The sequence below is a fragment of the Pseudomonas machongensis genome (assembly GCF_034961125.1).
Taxonomy (GTDB): domain Bacteria; phylum Pseudomonadota; class Gammaproteobacteria; order Pseudomonadales; family Pseudomonadaceae; genus Aquipseudomonas; species Aquipseudomonas machongensis.
Genome location: NZ_JAYFUI010000180.1, coordinates 166,929 through 186,889, shown reverse-complemented (window position 1 = coordinate 186,889; position 19,961 = coordinate 166,929). Strand labels below are relative to the sequence as shown.

Sequence of the window (19,961 nt, the reverse complement as noted above, 5' to 3'; positions counted from 1 at the left end):
AGCCTGACAGCGAGGAGCGTCGCCGGTACACTTGACCTCTTTGCCGCAACGCTTGGAGTCGGATCTTCCGTGTCAGTTCTGCGCCTTCCGCAACTGTCGGCCACGGCCGGCAAACAAACCTGGGGCAACCTGCCAGGTGCCGCCCTCAGTCTCGCCATCGCCGAGGCCGCCAGCAGCGCCGGGCGCTTCACCCTGCTGCTGACTGCCGATAGCCAGGCCGCCGATCGGCTGGAACAGGAGCTGCGTTTCTTCGCCCCGCAGCTCCCGGTGCTGCCGTTCCCCGACTGGGAAACCCTGCCCTACGACCTGTTCTCGCCGCACCAGGACATCATCTCCCAGCGCATTGCCAGCCTCTACCGACTGCCAGAGCTGGACCACGGCATTCTCGTGGTGCCGATCACCACCGCCCTGCACCGCTTGGCCCCGACCCGCTTCCTGCTGGGCAGCAGCCTGGTGCTGGACGTGGGCCAGAAGATCGACGTCGAGCAGATGCGCACCCGCCTGGAAGCCAGCGGCTACCGCTGCGTCGACACGGTCTACGAGCATGGTGAATTCGCCGTGCGCGGCGCGCTGATCGATTTGTTCCCCATGGGCAGCAAGGCGCCGTATCGCATCGACCTGTTCGACGACGAGATCGAGACCCTGCGCACCTTCGACCCGGAGACCCAGCGCTCGATCGACAAGGTCGACTCGATCCGCCTGCTGCCGGCCCGCGAATTCCCCATGCACAAGGATGAGGTGACACGCTTCAAGGCCCGCTTCCGAGAGCGCTTCGACGTCGACTTCCGGCGCAGCGCGATCTTCCAGGACCTGACCAGCGGCATCATTCCGGCCGGCATCGAATACTACCTGCCGCTGTTCTTCGAAGAGACCGCGACACTCTTCGACTACCTGCCGGCAGACACCCAGGTATTCTCCCTGCCCGGCGTCGAGCAGGCCGCCGAACACTTCTGGAACGACGTACGCGGGCGCTACGAAGAGCGCCGCGGCGACCTCAGCCGCCCGTTGCTGCCACCGGCCGAGCTGTTCATGCCGGTCGAGGACTGCTTCGCCCGCCTCAAGCAATGGCCGCGCGTGGTGGTCAGCGCCGACGAACTCGAACAGGGCGCAGGCCGCGAGCGCTTCCCGGCCCGCGCCTTGCCCAACCTGGCCATCGAGGCCAAGGCCAACCAACCGCTGGCAGAGCTGTCGAACTTCCTCGACCAGTTCCCCGGCCGGGTGCTGTTCACCGCCGAATCGGCAGGCCGCCGCGAGGTGCTGCTGGAGCTGCTCGAACGCCTGAAGCTGCGCCCGCACACCGTCGAAGGCTGGGCCGACTTCATTACGGGCAGCGAGCGCCTGGCGATCACCATCGCCCCGCTCGATGACGGCCTGCTGCTGGATGACCCGAGCCTGGCTCTTGTGGCTGAAAGCCCGCTGTTCGGCCAGCGCGTGATGCAGCGCCGACGTCGCGACAAGCGCGGCGAAGCGGCCAACGATGCAGTCATCAAGAACCTCACCGAGCTGCGCGAAGGCGCCCCTGTGGTGCACATCGATCACGGCGTGGGCCGCTACCTGGGCCTGGCCACCCTGGAGATCGACGGCCAGGCCGCCGAGTTCCTCACCCTGGAATACGCCGAGGGCGCCAAGCTCTATGTGCCGGTGGCCAACCTGCACCTGATCGCCCGCTATACCGGCAGCGACGACGCCCTGGCGCCGCTGCACCGACTCGGCTCCGAAGCCTGGCAGAAAGCCAAGCGCAAGGCCGCCGAACAGGTGCGCGACGTGGCCGCCGAACTGCTCGACATCTATGCCCGCCGTGCTGCGCGCAAGGGCTACGCCTTCGCCGACCCGGCCGCCGACTACGCCACCTTCAGCGCCGGCTTCCCCTTCGAAGAGACGCCCGACCAGCAGGCTGCCATTGAGGCCGTGCGCCTCGACATGCTCGCCGCCAAGCCCATGGATCGACTGGTGTGTGGCGATGTCGGCTTCGGCAAGACCGAAGTGGCCATGCGCGCAGCCTTCATCGCGGTGCACAGCGGCCGCCAGGTCGCGGTCCTGGTACCTACCACCCTGCTCGCCCAGCAGCACTACAACAGCTTCCGCGATCGCTTTGCCGACTGGCCCGTGACGGTCGAGGTGATGAGCCGCTTCAAGTCCGCCAAGGAAGTGGCCGCCGCCGCCGCAGACCTTGCCGAAGGCAAGATCGACATCCTCATCGGCACCCACAAGCTGCTGCAGGACGATGTGCGCTTCAAAGACCTGGGCCTGGCGATCATCGACGAAGAGCACCGTTTCGGCGTACGCCAGAAAGAACAGCTCAAGGCGCTACGCAGCGAGGTGGACATCCTCACCCTCACCGCCACGCCAATCCCGCGCACCCTTAACATGGCCGTGGCCGGCATGCGCGACCTGTCGATCATCGCCACCCCGCCGGCTCGACGCCTGTCGGTGCGCACCTTCGTCATGGAACAGAACAAGAGCACGGTCAAGGAAGCGCTGTTGCGCGAGCTGCTGCGTGGCGGCCAGGTCTATTACCTGCACAACGATGTGAAGACCATCGAAAAATGCGCCGCCGACCTCGCCGAGCTGGTGCCCGAGGCCCGCATCGGCATTGGCCACGGGCAGATGCGCGAGCGCGAACTCGAACAGGTGATGAGCGACTTCTACCACAAGCGCTTCAACGTGCTGATTGCCTCGACCATCATCGAGACCGGCATCGATGTGCCCAGCGCCAACACCATCGTCATCGAACGTGCCGACAAGTTCGGCCTGGCCCAGTTGCACCAGCTGCGCGGCCGGGTCGGACGCAGCCACCACCAGGCCTACGCCTACCTGCTCACCCCGCCACGCCAACAGATCAGCGGCGATGCCGAGAAACGCCTGGAGGCGATCGCCAACACCCAGGACCTGGGCGCAGGCTTCGTGCTGGCCACCAACGACCTGGAGATCCGCGGCGCCGGCGAGTTGCTCGGCGAAGGCCAGAGCGGGCAGATCCAGGCAGTGGGTTTCACCCTCTACATGGAAATGCTCGAACGTGCGGTCAAGGCGATCCGCAAGGGCACCCAGCCCAATCTCGAGCAACCACTGGGCGGCGGCCCGGAGATCAACCTGCGCCTGCCGGCACTGATCCCCGAGGACTACCTGCCCGATGTGCACGCCCGCCTGATCCTGTACAAACGCATCGCTTCGGCGGCCGACGAAGAAGGGCTCAAGGACCTGCAGGTGGAGATGATCGACCGCTTCGGCCTGCTGCCCGAGCCGACCAAGAACCTCATGCGCCTCACGCTGCTCAAGCTGCAGGCTGAGAAGCTTGGCATCAAGAAGGTCGATGCCGGCCCCAATGGCGGCAAGCTTGAGTTCGAGGCCGAAACGCCGGTCGATCCACTGACCCTGATCAAGCTGATCCAGGGCCAGCCCAAGCGCTACAAGTTCGAAGGCGCGACCCAGTTCCGCTTCCTGGTGCCGATGGAACGCCCGGAAGAACGCTTCAACACCCTCGAGGCGCTGTTCGAGCGCCTGGCCCCACAGTCAAATTAAGGAAGCTCCATGCGTGCCATTCGTTGCCTGACCTTGTTGCTGTCGCTCATCGCGCCAGTGACGGCCTTCGCCGAAGGCCCTTATCAGGTGGAAATCCTCCTCCTGCGGCAGAACGCCGTGCCCGCCGTGACCAGCCCGTTCGCCCCCGAGAACTGGAGCGCCGGCGCCCCGCGCCTGGCCAAGGATGCCGAACGCCCCCTGGCACTGGTCGACGAAGCCACCCGCCTGCAAGCCACTGCCGACTACACCGTGCTGCTGCACAAGGCTTGGCAGCAGCAGGTGGGCAGCGAGCCCAGCCGCATCGCCGTGGGCGCCGGTGACGAGCAGTTCGGGCACTTCCCCATCGAGGGCAACCTGAGCATCGCCGAGGGCCGCTTCACTCGCATCGAGGCCAACTTCTGGGTCAACGACCTGGACGGCAACGGCAGCGTGCTGCGCAGCGAGCAATTCAAGCAAAGCAACAGCAATGTGAAAAACGGCCAGCTGACCTTCCTCGACGGGGGTCACCTGGCGCTGCTGATCAGGGTCGCACCGGCTGGCATGCGCAAGCTGCCAATGATGGACCCGGAGATGATGGAGCAGTGACACGTGAGTGACGTGCAGAAGCAGGTTTCGGAAAATCCGAGCTGGAAGCGCGAATTCGACGCCGGCGCTCTGCAGCGCGGTGAGCGCTATGCCGAGCAAGGCAGGGTAGAGATCCTCTCCCACGGTGACGCGCGCATCGAGGCAACCTGCAGCGGCAGCGGCAACAGCCGTTATCGTCAGCGGATCACTATCACCTTCACCCCCGCCGGACACTGCCATGTTCGCGGCCAGTGCACCTGCCCGGTCGGCGAGAACTGCAAGCACTGCGCCGCCGTGCTCTACACGCTAGCCCACCACCATGCGGCACAACCGGCGGCCAGCGATCAACTGCCGCACCACCTGCAACACTGGCTGCAGGGCCTTGAACAACGCGCCACCCCACGCCAGCCTGACGAAGACAAGCGCGGACGCATGGTCTGCTATCAGCTCATGCTGCTGGGCGATCAGGGCTGCGCCCTGCGCGTGCGCAAGGGCACTCGCACCGATGGCGACATACGCTACAGCCGTGTGCAATCGCTGTATGAACTGCTCTACGAGCCGCCCAAGTTCGTCAAGGAAGAAGACCTGCGCATCCTGCGCCAGTTGTCCGCACAGAACGCCCCCTACGGCCAGGAGCGCGGCTACGTGCTAAAAGGCCAGGAAGGCGGCGAGCTACTGCAACGGGTGCTGGAAACCGGACGCCTGATGTTCATGGAAGAATTGCCGCTGCTGCGCCGTGGCCAGGAGCGCCAGGCGGAATTTCGCTGGGTGCGCCTGGACAGCGGCGAATACCGCGGCATGTGGTACAGCGCCGACAAACCGCTGCTTTGCGTCCTGCCGCTGGTGCCGTTGTTTTACTTCGACGTCATGACCAGTGAAGTCGGTACCGTCGCCCACAGTCTCGACCCGCACACCGCCATCCAGCTCTCGCTCGCACCCGATGTACCGGAACACCTGATCGTGCCACTCAGCCACAAGCTCAACGCCCTGAACCACCAACTGCCGACCCCGACAACGGTCAAGCAGGAACTGCTCGACAACATCAAGCCCACACCCCACCTCACCCTTGGCAGCCTGGAATTCAGCGCCTACACGCCCAAGACCGGACGCATGCAGCGCCAGATGCAGCATCGCGCGGCGCTGTCGTTCGACTACGACGGGCTGCGCGCCAGCGGCCCCGACGACAAGCCGCTGAGCCGCCTGGTGGGCAGTACCAGCCAGCATATTCGCCGCCAGCCACAGCATGAAAAGCGCCTGCGCGACACCCTGCACAAGCTCGGTTTCAAGCCTGCCACACGTCAGAGCAAGGCCCTGCCCGACAGCGCCGGCGAAATGTTCCAACTGCCCGACGACGAGACCTGGCTGCGCTTCGCCCGCGAAGACCTGCTGCGACTGCGCGAGGCAGGTTGGAAGGTGGACGTCCACCGTGACTTCGCCTTCAACCTTCACGACGTGGAAGACTGGTACGCCAACATTCAGGAAGCCCCCGGCCACGAATGGTTCGATCTGGAACTGGGCATCGTCGTCGACGGCCAGCGCCACAGCCTGCTGCCGATCGTCCTGCAGTTGTTGCGCAGCAGCCCCGAACTGCTGCGCCCCAGCGAACTTGCGCGGCGCGGCGACGATGAACACCTGTTGATCGACCTCAACCGCGGTCGCCTGGACAGCCCGGCCATGCGGGTCGCCCTGCCCTACGGCCGGATCAAGGCAGTGATGGGCACCCTCGGCGAGCTGTATCTGCACGAGGATGCCAGCGGGCCGACGTTGCGCATGGAGCGCGCCGATGCGGCACGCCTGAACGATATCGAGCACCTGCCCCTGCAATGGGAAGGTGGCGAACAACTGCGCGATCTCGGCCGACGCCTGCGCGATGCGCGTGACTTGGAAGTCGAGCCACCCAAGGGGCTGGCCGCGACCTTGCGCCCCTATCAGCAGCAAGGCCTGAACTGGCTGCAAGCCCTGCGCGAGATGGGCACCGGTGGCATCCTCGGCGACGACATGGGTCTGGGCAAGACCCTGCAGACCCTTGCCCATCTGCTACTGGAAAAAGAAGCCGGGCGCCTGAACCATCCAGCCCTGGCAGTGATGCCCACCAGCCTTGTGCCCAACTGGCTGGACGAAGCCCAGCGCTTCGCACCCGACCTGCGTGTCCTGGCCCTGCACGGCCCCGGCCGCACCCGGTTCTTTGGCGCACTGCACGAATACGACCTGATCCTGACCACATACGCCCTGCTGCCACGCGACCTCGAGCCGTTGCAGGCCCAACCCTGGCACGTGCTGGTGCTGGACGAAGCACAGAACATCAAGAGCAGCACCAGCAAGGCCGCCCAGGCCGCCCGGGAGCTGCAGGCCAACCAGCGCCTTTGCCTGACCGGCACACCCATGGAGAACAACCTGGGTGAACTGTGGTCGATCTTCCACTTCCTGATGCCCGGCTGGCTGGGCGATCAGAAACGCTTCAACCAGGATTACCGCACCCCCATCGAACGTCATGGCGACCGCGAGCGTCTGGCCCACCTGGCCAGCCGCGTACGCCCTTTCCTGCTGCGCCGCAGCAAGGAGCAGGTGGCCCGAGAGCTGCCGGCCAAGAGCGAGATGGTTCACTGGGTGGACCTCAGCGATGCACAGCGCGACACCTACGAAACGGTGCGCGTGGCCATGGACAAGAAGGTGCGCGATGAAATCGCCCGCAATGGCGCCTCACGCAGCCAGATCGTCATCCTCGATGCCTTGCTCAAGCTGCGCCAGGTGTGCTGTGACCTGCGTCTGGTCAAGGGTGTGGAAGCCAAGGGCAATCAAGCCGACAAGGGCAAGCTGGGCAGCTTGATGGAAATGCTCGAGGAATTGCTCAGCGAAGGTCGCCGAGTGCTGCTGTTCTCCCAGTTCACTTCGATGCTCGCACTGATCGAGCAGGAACTGGAAAAGCGCGACATTCGCTACAGCCTGCTGACCGGCGACACCCGCGATCGCCGTGCGCCGGTTCAACAGTTCCAGAACGGCGACAGCGAAGTGTTCCTGATCAGCCTCAAGGCCGGTGGTACAGGCCTGAACCTGACCGCTGCCGATACGGTGATTCACTACGACCCCTGGTGGAACCCGGCCAGCGAGAACCAGGCCACCGACCGCGCGTACCGTATCGGCCAGGACAAGCCGGTGTTCGTCTACAAGCTGATCACCCGCGGCACGGTGGAAGAAAAGATCCAGCAGTTGCAGCAAGAGAAAGCCGCCTTGGCGGCCGGTCTGCTCGATGGCGGGCAGGCCGGTCAGTGGCGGCTGGGGGATGAAGAAATCGAGGCACTGTTCGCCCCGCTGCCGGGCAAGCGAGGGCGCTGAATCCGGGGCGTCCCCTTCGCGTCCCGACTTGCCCGCGAAGGGAACACCACGGTCAATCCACCAGCTACGCGTCCTTCAACGCCCCCAGCGCCTCAAGCCAGCGCGGCTGCTGGCGATAGTCGGTGCGTGCGAAGCCTTGCCCACGCATTCCGGCGATGCGCGGCGACGGCCGCACCTTCAAGCGCTGCGCCGCACTCAGCGCGAGTTCCGCCGCAGCTCGGTCATTGCACACCAGCCCCATGTCGCAACCGGCACTCAGCGCTGCCTCGATGCGACTGGCGGCATCGCCCACCACATGCGCGCCAGCCATGGACAAGTCGTCACTGAAGATCACCCCCTCAAAGCCCAGCTCGCCGCGCAGGATGTCCTGCAGCCAGCGCCGCGAGAAGCCGGCCGGCTGGTTGTCGACCTGCGGATAGATCACATGCGCCGGCATCACTGCTGCCAGTTGGCCGCTGAGACGAGTGAACGGTACCAGATCAGCCTGGCGTAGCTGCTCCAGGCTGCGCTCATCGGTGGGGATCGCCACGTGCGAATCGGCTTCCGCCCAGCCATGCCCAGGGAAGTGCTTGCCGCAAGCCGCCATGCCAGCGGCGTTCATGCCACGAATGAAGGAACCGGCCAGTTGCGTGGCACGCTGCGGATCCCCTTCGAAGGCACGGCTGCCAACGACCGCGCTGCGCTGGTGATCAAGGTCCAGTACCGGTGCGAAACTCAGGTCCAGGCCGACCGCCAGAACTTCGGTGGCCATCAGCCAACCGCATTGTTCGGCCAGGTAATCGGCGTTGGCATTGTCGGCAATGGCACGCATGGCCGGCAAACGCACGAAGCCCTGACGCAGACGCTGGACCCGACCACCTTCCTGATCGACCGCCAGGATCAGGTCAGGACGAATAGCACGGATCGAGGCGCACAGCTCGCGCACCTGGCGTGGGCTGTCGATGTTACGGGCAAAGATGATCAGACCGGCCACTTCGGGCTGGCGCAGGAGGTGACGATCCTCGGCGGTCAACCATTGACCGGCGATATCCACCATCAGGGAGCCTTGCAGGCTGGCAGTCATAGGGTGTCCTTCATTGAATATCCAGAGAGGCCCATTGCGGGCAGGCAGCCTCGCTTATGCGCACCGGGCAATGGACCGGCACGCGCTCGAACAGGTCCAACAGCTCGCGGTTGCGCAGGCGCACGCAGCCATGGGACAACGGCACGCCCAGCGGTTCGCTGTCCGGCGTGCCGTGCAGATAAATGTAGCGACGAAAGGTATCGACCCGTCCCAGGCGGTTGACGCCTGGTTCACAGCCACTGAGCCAGAGGATGCGGGTGAGGATCCAGTCACGGCCTGGAGATTGCGCGTGCAAGGCGGGCGACCAGACTTCACCGGTCCAGCGTCGGCTGCTGAACACAGCCCCTTGCGGCAATCCAGCGCCGATCTTCACCCTGACCTGATGCAGGCCACGCGGCGTACAGCCAGAACCCTTGAGTTCACCTGCCCCCAGACGCGCGGTGGAAACATCCAGGCGCACGCACAACGTCCCCCGGGAAAATCCGTAAAGGCGTTGGTCAGCGAGAGAGATGTGCAGGAAATCGAGGTCGGGCATGGGCGCTAGCTTAGCCGAAGCGCCCTGCCCCGCCCAGTGTTCAAGCCTTGGCTGGCGCGCCGGTGACTGCGCTCTTGCTGCGTGGCCGCAGTTGCGCGGCCGCCATGGCCTCGTCGGTTACCCCGCTATCGGCACGCATGCCGGCGGCGAGGACCGGCACCATCAGACGCATGACCTGCTCGATCGAAGTGTTGATGCCGAAATCGGTTTCAGCGATGGCGCGCAGCGCCTTGATACCGGACATGCTGAACGCCGCGGCACCCAGCATGAAATGCACGCGCCAGAACAGCTCGATGGGGGGAATACGCGGTGCCGCTTCGTTGACCAACAGCATGTAGCGCCGGAACACCTTGCCGTACATGTCTTCAAGATAACGGCGCAGGTGGCCCTGACTCTGACTGAATGCCAAGCCCAGCAGGCGCATGAAGATCGACAGGTCGTTGTTGCTGCGCGGCTGCACGACCAAGGCCTGCTCCACCAGCATCTCCAGCAGTTCTTCGAGCGTCGGCTTCTGCTCGGGGCGCGCCTGACGGCGTTCGAGCTCACGCTCCAGGCTGGCACAGAACGGACCGAGGAAGCGCGAGAAGACCGCCTGGATAAGCGCCTTTTTGGAGCCGAAATGGTAGTTCACCGCCGCCAGGTTGACCCCGGCCTTGCTGGTGATCAAACGCAACGAAGTTTCCGCGAAACCTCTTTCCGCGAACAGCTGCTCGGCAGCATCGAGAATGCGTTCAACGGTTTCCGATTGGGCCATGACTTATCCGCCTGACAAACAGTTGTTTGAAACATACGTTTCAAGCACGCGCATGTCAAGGTTCGGTGACCCGACGGTCGCCCTTTTTAAAGCGCTGGGGCTCAAGCTGCAAGCCACAAATATCAAGGGCTGGGCACGACGCTCGGAAGACCGAGGCGATTTTCTTCAAGCGTGGTGCTTGCAGCAGGCCTTGTACTGTATATAATCCCAGTCACTGTATAAAAAGACAGAGCCACTCGCCATGCTGAAACTGACGCCACGCCAAGCCGAGATCCTGGCCTTCATCAAACGTTGCCTTGAAGACAACGGCTTCCCGCCTACCCGCGCAGAAATCGCACAAGAGCTAGGGTTCAAATCGCCCAATGCCGCCGAAGAGCACCTCAAGGCCTTGGCGCGCAAGGGCGCCATCGAGATGACGCCAGGCGCCTCCCGCGGCATTCGCATCCCGGGTCTCGAAGCCAAGCCTGACGACAGCGGCCTGCCGATCATCGGCCGTGTTGCAGCAGGTGCCCCGATACTCGCCGAGCAGCACATCGAGGAATCCTGCAATATCAATCCAGCCTTCTTCCATCCTCGCGCCGACTACCTGTTGCGCGTTCACGGCATGAGCATGAAGGATATCGGCATCGTCGACGGCGACCTGCTCGCCGTGCACACCTGCCGCGAAGCCCGCAATGGCCAGATCGTGGTCGCCCGCATCGGTGACGAAGTGACCGTCAAGCGCTTCAAGCGCGAGGGCAGCAAGGTCTGGCTGATTGCCGAAAACCCCGAATTCGCCCCCATCGAAGTCGACCTGAAAGATCAGGAACTGGTGATCGAGGGCTTGAGCGTCGGCGTCATTCGCCGCTGATCCAGGAGGCGTCATGCAGCAGTCCGCCCATTTATCGCAGCCCGCACAATTGCCATTGTTCGAAGCCTTTCTCGCACAGCCGGTACTGCCAGGCCTGAAAAGTCGCGAGCAATCGCGCAAGCCCGGCCAACCAGAACTGTTCAGTGAACTGTCCCTGCGCGGCGCGCCAGGGCACTGCCAGAGCCTGTTGGCCCCTATCCTGCGCGAGCTGAGCGAAGAAGATGACGCACGCTGGCTGACACTGATCGCGCCGCCGGCGAGCCTCACACAAACCTGGCTGCGTGACGCCGGCCTGAATCGCGAACGCATCCTGCTGCTGCAACCCGGAAGCAACCAGAGCGCCCTGCAACTGGCCTGCGAAGCGCTACGCCTGGGTCATAGCCACACGGTGGTCAGCTGGTTCGGCAACGTCAATGCCAGCATCCGCCAGCAGCTCGTTCGTGCCGCCACCTGCGGAAACGCACAAAGCCTGAACATCCGCCTCGGCTGATGTCCAGGCTTTGCCTGTGACGTACTGCAGTGAATGGCCCAACTGGCGTGTTCAGTGCAAAACCCGCGGCCTTTCATCTCGCTCGAAGTCACCTTCGACCAGCTTACCTGCCATCTGCACACCAACGCTGAGCATGGCTTTGGCCACTTCTACATGCTGCCCCTGAAGAAATGCCTTGGCATCTTCGGAGAAATCCAGGGTAACCAGCGAACCCTCGTCCTCGGCACGGCGCAGTTCGATCCGGCCATCAGGCAATTCGACAATTTCTAGAAAGGACGTTGACATAAAGGGCCTGCTGTTCACGAAAGGCGAGTAGTGTACCAGCCGCGCCGACTGTCAGCACTCACTCAACGCTTCTCGGAAACGTCTTACAAGCCCTTTTAGGTCCTGCCGCCAGCGCTCCAACTCCGCCCGAGACAGCACGACATCCTCGACTTCATCGAGATTGACAGCCTGGATCAACGGCTGGGTGACATCTGTCTTGGCGACTTTCTTCGCGACCGGTGGTTGGAACAAATCGGCATAAGACTTGATCAACTGCGCCAGCCAGGTCTGCGGCTGGCGTGCCAGTTCAAGCATCTCGGCCAATTCCGGAATGGCGACGGTCTTCAGGGTTTCATCGTCAAGCAACAGCTCTGCACGCGCGGCGTTCGCCTGCGGCAGACGATAGAAGCCGGCAATTTCATGGCACAGCCCGAGCAACGCCCCATACAAATGAAACACCGCCGCCTCACGCTCAGCCTGGATCAGGCCCTGGGCATTCATGGCCTGGCTCTGCTCGGCCTTGGCCATGGACTCAAGAGCCAGGCCTGCAAAGAACAGTTTCTGGTTGGTGCGGGTATAGAGTTCCTGGGCCATTTCGGATGACCTCCCATGGGCAGCAAGGCGAATAGCTGCATCATAAATGATTGGGGCCGCAAAGCGGCCCCAATTGCAACACCGACGAATCAGCGCTTGTCTTCGACCTTCCACGCCTTGCCGTCGTAGAACGCCTTCCAGCCTGTCGGCTTGCCATCGACCTCGGATTGCACGTACTGCTCCTTGGTCTTGCGGCTGTAGCGAATCACCGCCGGACGACCGTCCGGATCCTTCTGCGGTGCGTCGCAGAGGAAGTGATACTTCGGATCGATCTCATGCTTGTGCGGGATGATTTCCAGCACCAGCGGCGCACGGGTCTCGCGATTTTTCGGGAACTGGCTGGCCGCCAGGAACAACCCCGAAGCGCCGTCACGCAGCACGTAGGTGTCGTCGACCTTCTCGCACTTGAGCTCCGGCATGTCCACCTTGTCCATCTTCGGTGGCGCAGCCTCGCCGCTCTTGAGCAACTTGCGGGTGTTCTTGCACGCCGGGTTGGTGCAACCGAAGAACTTGCCGAAACGGCCAGTCTTGAGCTGCATCTCGCTGCCGCACTTGTCGCATTCCAGGCTCGGCCCCTCGTAGCCCTTGATGCGGTAGCTACCCTCTTCGATCTCGTAGCCAGGGCAATCCGGGTTATTACCACAGATATGCAGCTTGTGCTTCTCGTCGAGCAGGTAGGCGTCCATCGCCGTCGAGCAGATCGGGCAGCGGTGCTTGCCACGCAGCACCAGCGACTCGGATTCACCCTCGTCGTCAGCTGCGATCTCGTCACCCGGCACCAGATTGACGGTGGCCTTGCAGCGCTCCTTGGGCGGCAGGCTGTAACCCGAGCAGCCCAGGAACACCCCGGTCGAGGCGGTGCGGATCATCATCGGCCGACCGCATTCCTTGCAGGCAATGTTGGTCAAGGTCGGCTGATTGGCTCGCATGCCGTTTTCGCTGGACTCTGCTGTCTGCAGCTTCTTGCTGAAATCACCGTAGAACTCGTCGAGCACGTTTTTCCAGTCACGCTCGCCCTGGGCCACATCGTCGAGATTCTCTTCCATGCCGGCGGTGAAGCCGTAGTCCATCAGGTTGGAGAAGCTTTCGGACAAGCGCTCGGTCACGATGTCGCCCATCTTCTCGGAATAGAAGCGGCGGTTGTGCAGGGTCACATAGCCGCGGTCCTGGATGGTGGAAATGATGGCTGCATAGGTCGACGGACGACCAATACCACGTTTTTCCATTTCCTTGACCAGGCTCGCCTCGGTGAAACGCGCCGGCGGCTTGGTGAAGTGCTGGCTTGGGTCGAGCTGGATCAACTTGAGCGTCTCGCCCTGCCCCATTTCCGGCAGCACGTCGTCCTCGCCCGGCTTGGCCTGTTGTGGCAGCACACGGGTGTAGCCGTCGAACTTGAGAATACGGCCCTTGGCACGCAACTCGAAGTCGCCAGCCGCCACGGTGACGCTCGTGGACAGGTACTGCGCCGGTGGCATCTGGCAGGCCAGGAACTGGCGCCAGATCAGCTCGTACAGGCGCTCGGCATCACGCTCCATGCCACTGAGCTTGCTCGGGTGGGTGTTGACGTCGGAGGGACGAATCGCTTCGTGCGCCTCCTGTGCGCCTTCCTTGCTGCCGTAGACGACCGGAGCGGCCGGCAGGTACTGCTTGCCGAACTCGCTTTCGATGTAGCTGCGCGCCATTTCAACGGCATCAGTCGACAGGTTGGTCGAGTCGGTACGCATGTAAGTGATGTAGCCGGCTTCATACAGACGCTGGGCCATCATCATGGTCTTCTTCACCCCGAAGCCCAGGCGGTTACTTGCCGCCTGCTGCAAGGTCGAGGTGATGAAGGGCGCCGATGGCTTGCTGCTGGTCGGGCGATCTTCACGCTTGATCACGCTGTAGCTGGAAGCCTTGAGCTCCTCCAGCGCCGCCATGGCCTGCGCTTCGTTCAACGGCTTGAAGGCTTCGCCGTTCTCGCGCGCCACTTCGAAGCGCACCTTGGCGTTCTTCGCCGTACCCAGGTCAGCATGGACCTCCCAGTATTCCTCGGGATTGAACGCACGGATCTCGCGCTCACGCTCGACCACCAGCTTCACAGCCACCGATTGCACACGGCCGGCGGACAGGCCACGGGCGATCTTAGACCACAGCAGCGGCGAAACCATGTAGCCCACCACGCGGTCGAGGAAGCGCCGCGCCTGCTGGGCATTGACCCGGGCGATATCCAGGTCCCCAGGCTGCGAAAACGCCTCCTGAATGGCCTTCTTGGTGATTTCGTTGAACACCACGCGCTTGTAGCGGCTGTCGTCTCCCCCGATGGCTTCGCGCAGGTGCCAGGCAATGGCTTCCCCCTCGCGATCCAAGTCGGTTGCGAGATAGATGGTGTCGGCATCCTTGGCGAGGCGACGCAACTCGTCGATCACCTTCTCCTTGCCGGGAAGGATCTCGTACTTGGCCTTCCAGCCAGCCTCTGGGTCGACACCCATGCGCGCCACCAGTTGGCGCCGAGCTTTCTCCTTCGGCGTCAGCGCCGGAGCCTCACTCGCGGTCTTGCCGCGCTTGGCCGCCGGTTCCTTGGCCGTACTGGCCGAACCGCTGGTGGGGAGGTCTCGGATGTGGCCGATACTCGACTTCACCACGTACTGGCTGCCCAGGTACTTGTTGATGGTCTTGGCCTTGGCCGGGGATTCCACAATGACCAGCGATTTGCCCATGGATCGGAGTATTCCTGAATCTGAAGATGAAAAACGCGTCAGGTGCCGGACGCGGCACCGCTATATATAGTGGCAAAAGAGTGAGGTCAAGCGCGGTCGTTCACTCGCGAGGCTTCCCGGCCAGTGCCGCAAGCCCCTCTTCGGCCTTGACCAAAGCAAAGCGTGGCACCTGCTCGCCGTCAACCTCGACCGACTCCTGGAACATCGAAAGTGGCCGCACCCAAAACCCATAGTCACCATACAGGCATTGGTAGAACACCATCCACTCTTCGCTCTCCGAGTGCCGCGCAACGCTGAAGACACGGTACTCAGGCCCTTTGTAATGCCGGTATACGCCTGGTTGTATCTGCATGCTGCTCACCCTCTTGAACAAATCCTGTAAAAAACAAAAACCGGGGCACAAGGCCCCGGCTGCTGTCCTGCGAAGCGATCAGACGCGTTCGAAGACAGTGGTGATCCCCTGACCCAGGCCGACACACATGGTCGCAACACCCAGCGTACCGCCATTCTGCTTCATGACGTTGAGCAGGGTGCCGGAAATCCGCGCACCGGAGCAACCGAATGGGTGACCCAGGGCGATGGCGCCGCCGTGCAGGTTAACCTTCTCATCCATCTTGTCGAGCACTTTCAGATCCTTCAGCACTGGCAGGGCCTGTGCGGCGAAGGCTTCGTTGAGCTCGAAGAAATCGATGTCGGCGATGGTCAGACCCGCGCGCTTGAGGGCTTTCTGAGTCGAAGGCACCGGCCCATAACCCATGATCGCCGGATCCACACCGGCTACTGCCATCGAACGAATCACGGCCAATGGCTGGATGCCGAGGTCCATGGCACGCTGGCCGGACATGACGATCATGCACGAGGCACCGTCGGTGATCTGCGACGAGGTGCCAGCGGTGACAGTGCCACCCTTGGGGTTGAACGCCGGCTTGAGCGCAGCGAGGCCCTCGAGGGTGGTCTCGGGGCGAATGGTTTCGTCGTAGTCAAAGACCTTGAGGAAGCCGTTCTCGTCGTAGCCCTGCATCGGGATGATCTCATCCTTGAACTTGCCCTCGACCGTGGCCTTGTGGGCCAACTGGTGCGAACGCAGGCCGAACAGGTCCTGCTGCTCACGGGTGATGCCGTGCATCTTGCCGAGCATCTCCGCAGTCAGGCCCATCATCCCGGAAGCCTTGGCAGCGTGCAAGGACAGGTGCGGGTTCGGGTCGACGCCGTGCATCATGCTGACGTGCCCCATATGCTCGACACCACCGATCACGAATACATCGCCGTTGCCGGTCATGATCGCCTGGGCAGCGGTGTGCAGCGCACTCATCGACGAGCCGCAAAGGCGGCTGACGGTCTGCGCAGCGGAAGTGTGCGGGATCGGGGTCATCAGCGACGCCATGCGCGCGATGTTCCACCCCTGCTCCAGGGTCTGGTTGACGCAGCCCCAGATCACATCCTCGACCTCTTTCGGATCGACCTTGTCGTTGCGCTCCAGCAGCTTGCTGATCAGGTGCGCCGACATGTCCTCGGCACGGGTGTTGCGGTGCATGCCACCCTTGGAACGGCCCATCGGCGTGCGACCGAAGTCGACAATCACCACGTCTCTTGGATTCAGGCTCATATCAATAATCTCGCTCTAGCTCGTGGCCGTTCAGTTGAAGAAGCGCTGGCCGTTCTTGGCCATCTCACGCAGCTTCGCAGTCGGGTGGTACAGCGGACCCAGATCGGCGTACTTGTCGGCCAGGGCAACGAACTCGGCGACACCGATCGAATCGATGTAGCGCAGCGCACCACCGCGGAAGGGAGGGAAACCGATGCCGTAGACCAGGCCCATGTCCGCCTCGGCTGCAGTTTCGACGATGCCGTCTTCCAGGCAACGCACGGTCTCCAGGCACAGCGGCACCATCATCCAGTTGATGATGTCCTCGTCACTGACTTCACGCTGATCGAAGATCACCGGCTTGAGCACGTCCAGCACGGACGCATCGGCGACTTTCTTCGGCTTGCCGCGCTTGTCGGTCTCGTAGGCATAGAAGCCCTTGCCGTTCTTCTGACCCAGGCGATTGGCTTCGTACAGGGCGTCGACGGCGGAGCGGCGGTCGTCCTTCATGCGGTCCGGGAAGCCCTCTGCCATCACGTCACGACCATGGTGGCCGGTGTCGATGCCGACCACGTCCATCAAGTAGGCCGGACCCATCGGCCAGCCGAACTTTTCCATGACCTTGTCGATACGCACGAAATCGACGCCTGCGCTGACCAGCTTGGCGAAGCCACCGAAATACGGGAACAGTACGCGGTTGACCAGGAAGCCCGGGCAGTCGTTGACCACGATCGGATTCTTGCCCATTTTCTTGGCGTAGGCCACGGTGGTGGCGACAGCCACTTCACTGGACTTCTCGCCACGAATGACTTCGACCAGCGGCATCATGTGCACCGGGTTGAAGAAGTGCATGCCAACGAAGTTTTCCGGACGCTTGAGCGCCTTGGCCAGCAAGTTGATCGAAATGGTCGAGGTGTTCGACGCCAGAATCGCGTCTTCCTTGACCTGCCCTTCCACCTCGGCCAGCACCGCCTGCTTGACCTTCGGGTTCTCGACCACAGCCTCGACGACGATGTCGACGTTGGCGAAATCGCCATACGACAAGGTCGGGCGAATGGCATTCAGAGCTTCGGCCATCTTCGCCGGGGTCAGGCGGCCTTTCTCGACGCGCTTGCCAAGCAGCTTGGACGCTTCGTTAAGGCCCAGCTGGATAGCTTCCTCGCGAATATCCTTCATCAGGATCGGCGTGCCCTTGACCGCCGACTGGTAGGCAATACCGCCGCCCATGATGCCGGCGCCGAGTACGGCGGCCTGCTTCACGTCACGAGCGATCTCGTCGTGGGCCTTGGCTTTGCGCTTGAGTTCCTGATCGTTCAGGAACAGGCCGACCAGGCTCTCGGCGACCGAGGTTTTGGCCAACTTGGCAAAACCGGCAGCTTCGACTTCCAAGGCCTTGTCACGGCCAAAGTTGGCAGCCTTCTGGATGGTCTTGATGGCTTCGACCGGGGCCGGGTAGTTCGGGCCGGCTTGACCGGCGACAAAACCCTTGGCGGTTTCGAAGGCCATCATCTGCTCGATGGCGTTGAGCTTGAGTTTCTCGAGCTTGGGCTGACGCTTGGCCTTGTAGTCCAGCTCACCGCTGATGGCGCGCTTGATCAGGTCCAGAGCACCGGCCTGCAGCAGTTCAGGCGCGACCACGGCATCGACGGCACCCACTTTCAGGGCGTCTTCAGCGCGGTTTTCCTTGCCCGAGGCGATCCATTCGATGGCATTGTCCGAGCCGATCAGACGCGGCAGGCGAACGGTGCCGCCAAAGCCTGGGTAGATGCCCAGCTTGACTTCCGGCAGGCCGATCTTGGCGCTGCTGGACATGACGCGGTAATCCGCCGCCAGGCACATCTCCAGGCCGCCGCCCAGGGCGATGCCGTTGATGGCCACGACGGTCGGCACCGCGAGGTCTTCGAAGTCGCTGAAGATACGGTTGGCTTCCAGGTTGCCGGCCACCAGCTCGGCCTCGGGCAGCTTGAAATTGTCGACGAATTCGGTGATGTCGGCACCGACGATGAACACGTCCTTGCCGCTGCTGACGATCACACCCTTGATGGAAGCGTCGGCCTTGATGGTATCCACGGCCTGACGCAGCTCGTTCAGGGTAAGGCGGTTGAATTTGTTGACGGACTCACCCTTGAGGTCGAACTTCAGTTCGACGATGCCGCTTTCAAGAGCCTTAACCGTGATGGCTTTACCTTCGTAAATCATCAACTGATCTCCACGATATGGAAGCTGAACTGTACACGCCGATCACTGACAGGAAGGCCATCTTCAAGCCCTCCCCCAGGCACACCCGTCAGCGCGCTAGTCGGGATTCTGTACGAGCGATGTGAACATACAAACGCTCAATTCATACGCCCGTTTGATTTGGGTACGCACACATTCTCCGAAAAGGTCGGCGTTGTCAAATGCTCGAAAGCACCCGGAAAACGCGACTTTCCAGTCATTTTGTAACACCAGGGGATAAAACATGATGACTGTGATTGTCGATCATTCATGTCGACGATCGGCCAATGGCTGGTGGGGTTAGTTGCGCTGCCAGCCTGCTGATTTTTCATGCGCACATTCGAGACAAGGGTCTACACTGCCCTCGAATCGAATGTTTTCCCGGCCTGCCTGGCCAGCTTCACCACTGTGGGATCAGGGTTGCCCTGCTCCCACTTTTTTTTGCGCATGCCTCAGGCGAGGGTTTCGAGTGTGTGGGCAATATCCTGCAATACAGATTTTTCGCCGCGCTCGCTCCAGTACAAGGCGATCATGCGCGTATCGGCCTCCACCTTGTAGACATTGGCCGGCAACCGCGCAAAACACTCCGCCAGACGCGGCTCCTCGCAGGGTTCACGCCATTTGTTCCACCACACTCCCGGGCTGACCTGCCAATAGCACCAGCTATCCTCACGCCCTTTGCGCCGCCCTCGGTGATACTGCGGACATGGGCTTGGTGGCTCGCTTTGCAGCCAGTGCGGCCACTGCTGAGGCGCCAGTTGCATGGCCAGGCCCATGCGTCGCCCCTCCAGGCGCAGGCTCATCTGTTCGCTCTGCTTGCGCGACGGTCGCAACCAGGCCAACGGGCTGAGAATCAGCGCAAGGATTGACACCACCAGCCATACCGTCATATCTGTAGTTCCCATAAAGCGTTGCAAATGAGCGGGTTAGTCTTTTTCACGCAAGACCTGCCAGAAAGCGACCATACTTTCATTATTGCGATTGTCAGGAGTGCCGCTCATGTCCTACGAACATCTTCTGGTTGCCGTCGACCTGACCGAGGAATGCGACCCGGTGATCAAGCGTGCCATGAAGCTCGCCGAACCCACCGGAGCCAAGGTTTCCCTGGTGCATATCGTCGAGCCGATGGCCATGGCATTTGGTGGCGACGTGCCGATGGACCTGTCGCAACTGCAGCAACAGCAGTTCGACCAGGCCAAGGAACGCATGGATCGCCTGTTCAACAAATATCCAGACATCCAGCGCGGCGATTCGCACCTGACCTACGGCCAGCCGCGCCAGGAAATACACCAACTGGCCAAGGATCAGAAGTGCGACCTGATCGTGGTCGGCAGCCATGGCCGCCATGGTCTGGCGCTGCTACTGGGTTCTACGGCCAATGACGTGCTGCATGGGGCACCGTGCGATGTACTGGCGGTGCGCTTGCAGAAGAAAGAATGATATAGCCCGAGCCGGCCCTATCGCTGGGACTTGTCCCGCGATAGGGCCGGCTCG

General features: G+C 62.5%; 16 protein-coding genes. 6 read left to right on the top strand and 10 right to left on the bottom strand.

The window, feature by feature from the left end:
• Positions 1-69 precede the first annotated feature (69 nt).
• The 3 genes from mfd (at position 70) to VA602_RS16795 (ending at position 7,416) form a co-directional block, all read left to right on the top strand.
• On the top strand, positions 70-3,519 hold the full coding sequence (mfd, locus tag VA602_RS16805; RefSeq protein WP_323453745.1) for a transcription-repair coupling factor: 3,450 nt from the start codon (positions 70-72) through the stop codon (positions 3,517-3,519).
• 9 nt (positions 3,520-3,528) lie between these two features.
• On the top strand, positions 3,529-4,104 hold the full coding sequence (locus VA602_RS16800; RefSeq protein ID WP_323453744.1) for a CsiV family protein: 576 nt from the start codon (positions 3,529-3,531) through the stop codon (positions 4,102-4,104).
• Positions 4,105-4,515: 411 nt separating this feature from the next.
• Positions 4,516-7,416, top strand: a complete 2,901-nt coding sequence (locus tag VA602_RS16795; RefSeq protein WP_407682515.1) for a DEAD/DEAH box helicase — start codon at positions 4,516-4,518, stop codon at positions 7,414-7,416.
• 64 nt (positions 7,417-7,480) lie between these two features.
• Here the strand turns inward: VA602_RS16795 and nagZ are convergent, their stop codons facing one another.
• The 3 genes from nagZ to VA602_RS16780 are packed head-to-tail and all read right to left on the bottom strand — an operon-like array spanning position 7,481 to position 9,768.
• The gene (nagZ, locus tag VA602_RS16790) at positions 7,481-8,467 is read right to left on the bottom strand and encodes a beta-N-acetylhexosaminidase (RefSeq protein WP_323453818.1); all 987 of its coding nucleotides are present in this window, start codon (positions 8,465-8,467) and stop codon (positions 7,481-7,483) included.
• Between the two features lie 22 nt (positions 8,468-8,489).
• Positions 8,490-9,014 carry a L,D-transpeptidase gene (locus VA602_RS16785; RefSeq protein ID WP_323453743.1) on the bottom strand — a complete coding sequence of 175 codons (525 nt, stop codon included), beginning with the start codon at positions 9,012-9,014 and terminating at the stop codon, positions 8,490-8,492.
• A gap of 40 nt (positions 9,015-9,054) precedes the next feature.
• Complete coding sequence (locus VA602_RS16780) at positions 9,055-9,768, bottom strand: TetR/AcrR family transcriptional regulator (protein ID WP_323453742.1); 714 nt, start codon at positions 9,766-9,768, stop codon at positions 9,055-9,057.
• 241 nt (positions 9,769-10,009) lie between these two features.
• Here VA602_RS16780 and lexA point away from each other — a divergent pair, with 241 nt between their 5' ends.
• Both lexA and sulA read left to right on the top strand, forming a co-directional pair.
• Complete coding sequence (gene lexA, locus VA602_RS16775) at positions 10,010-10,618, top strand: transcriptional repressor LexA (RefSeq protein WP_054894445.1); 609 nt, start codon at positions 10,010-10,012, stop codon at positions 10,616-10,618.
• 13 nt (positions 10,619-10,631) lie between these two features.
• On the top strand, positions 10,632-11,108 hold the full coding sequence (gene sulA / locus VA602_RS16770; protein WP_054894446.1) for an SOS-induced cell division inhibitor SulA: 477 nt from the start codon (positions 10,632-10,634) through the stop codon (positions 11,106-11,108).
• 51 nt (positions 11,109-11,159) lie between these two features.
• Here sulA and VA602_RS16765 read toward each other — a convergent pair whose 3' ends face one another.
• The 7 genes from VA602_RS16765 to VA602_RS16735 all read right to left on the bottom strand — a co-directional run bounded on the left by VA602_RS16765 (position 11,160) and on the right by VA602_RS16735 (position 19,357).
• The gene (locus VA602_RS16765; RefSeq protein ID WP_323453741.1) at positions 11,160-11,393 is read right to left on the bottom strand and encodes a hypothetical protein; all 234 of its coding nucleotides are present in this window, start codon (positions 11,391-11,393) and stop codon (positions 11,160-11,162) included.
• Between the two features lie 51 nt (positions 11,394-11,444).
• Entirely contained in the window at positions 11,445-11,966 is a 522-nt protein-coding gene (locus VA602_RS16760; RefSeq protein ID WP_323453740.1) for a DUF6586 family protein, read from the bottom strand.
• 89 nt (positions 11,967-12,055) lie between these two features.
• Complete coding sequence (gene topA, locus VA602_RS16755; protein WP_323453739.1) at positions 12,056-14,665, bottom strand: type I DNA topoisomerase; 2,610 nt, start codon at positions 14,663-14,665, stop codon at positions 12,056-12,058.
• A 100-nt stretch (positions 14,666-14,765) separates the two neighbouring features.
• A complete protein-coding gene (locus tag VA602_RS16750; RefSeq protein WP_054894449.1) occupies positions 14,766-15,017 on the bottom strand; it encodes a DUF1653 domain-containing protein in 252 nt (83 codons plus the stop codon).
• Between the two features lie 78 nt (positions 15,018-15,095).
• Complete coding sequence (fadA, locus tag VA602_RS16745) at positions 15,096-16,271, bottom strand: acetyl-CoA C-acyltransferase FadA (protein ID WP_054894450.1); 1,176 nt, start codon at positions 16,269-16,271, stop codon at positions 15,096-15,098.
• A gap of 30 nt (positions 16,272-16,301) precedes the next feature.
• The gene (gene fadB, locus VA602_RS16740; RefSeq protein ID WP_323453738.1) at positions 16,302-18,449 is read right to left on the bottom strand and encodes a fatty acid oxidation complex subunit alpha FadB; all 2,148 of its coding nucleotides are present in this window, start codon (positions 18,447-18,449) and stop codon (positions 16,302-16,304) included.
• A 470-nt stretch (positions 18,450-18,919) separates the two neighbouring features.
• Positions 18,920-19,357, bottom strand: a complete 438-nt coding sequence (locus VA602_RS16735) for a hypothetical protein (protein ID WP_063545637.1) — start codon at positions 19,355-19,357, stop codon at positions 18,920-18,922.
• Positions 19,358-19,466: 109 nt separating this feature from the next.
• Between VA602_RS16735 and VA602_RS16730 the strand changes: the two genes are divergently transcribed.
• A complete protein-coding gene (locus VA602_RS16730) occupies positions 19,467-19,907 on the top strand; it encodes a universal stress protein (RefSeq protein ID WP_054894453.1) in 441 nt (146 codons plus the stop codon).
• The last annotated feature ends 54 nt before the right edge of the window (positions 19,908-19,961 follow it).

Excerpts from the sequence above, each read along its gene's own strand:
- VA602_RS16800 (WP_323453744.1), top strand. The coding sequence starts at position 3,529 with ATGCGTGCCATTCGTTGCCTGACCTTGTTGCTGTCGCTCATCGCGCCA.
- VA602_RS16795 (WP_407682515.1), top strand. The coding sequence starts at position 4,516 with ATGGTCTGCTATCAGCTCATGCTGCTGGGCGATCAGGGCTGCGCCCTG.
- VA602_RS16785 (WP_323453743.1), bottom strand. The coding sequence starts at position 9,014 with ATGCCCGACCTCGATTTCCTGCACATCTCTCTCGCTGACCAACGCCTT.
- VA602_RS16780 (WP_323453742.1), bottom strand. The coding sequence starts at position 9,768 with ATGGCCCAATCGGAAACCGTTGAACGCATTCTCGATGCTGCCGAGCAG.
- lexA (WP_054894445.1), top strand. The coding sequence starts at position 10,010 with ATGCTGAAACTGACGCCACGCCAAGCCGAGATCCTGGCCTTCATCAAA.
- sulA (WP_054894446.1), top strand. The coding sequence starts at position 10,632 with ATGCAGCAGTCCGCCCATTTATCGCAGCCCGCACAATTGCCATTGTTC.
- VA602_RS16765 (WP_323453741.1), bottom strand. The coding sequence starts at position 11,393 with ATGTCAACGTCCTTTCTAGAAATTGTCGAATTGCCTGATGGCCGGATC.
- VA602_RS16760 (WP_323453740.1), bottom strand. The coding sequence starts at position 11,966 with ATGGCCCAGGAACTCTATACCCGCACCAACCAGAAACTGTTCTTTGCA.
- topA (WP_323453739.1), bottom strand. The coding sequence starts at position 14,665 with ATGGGCAAATCGCTGGTCATTGTGGAATCCCCGGCCAAGGCCAAGACC.
- VA602_RS16750 (WP_054894449.1), bottom strand. The coding sequence starts at position 15,017 with ATGCAGATACAACCAGGCGTATACCGGCATTACAAAGGGCCTGAGTAC.
- fadA (WP_054894450.1), bottom strand. The coding sequence starts at position 16,271 with ATGAGCCTGAATCCAAGAGACGTGGTGATTGTCGACTTCGGTCGCACG.
- fadB (WP_323453738.1), bottom strand. The coding sequence starts at position 18,449 with ATGATTTACGAAGGTAAAGCCATCACGGTTAAGGCTCTTGAAAGCGGC.
- VA602_RS16735 (WP_063545637.1), bottom strand. The coding sequence starts at position 19,357 with ATGACGGTATGGCTGGTGGTGTCAATCCTTGCGCTGATTCTCAGCCCG.
- VA602_RS16730 (WP_054894453.1), top strand. The coding sequence starts at position 19,467 with ATGTCCTACGAACATCTTCTGGTTGCCGTCGACCTGACCGAGGAATGC.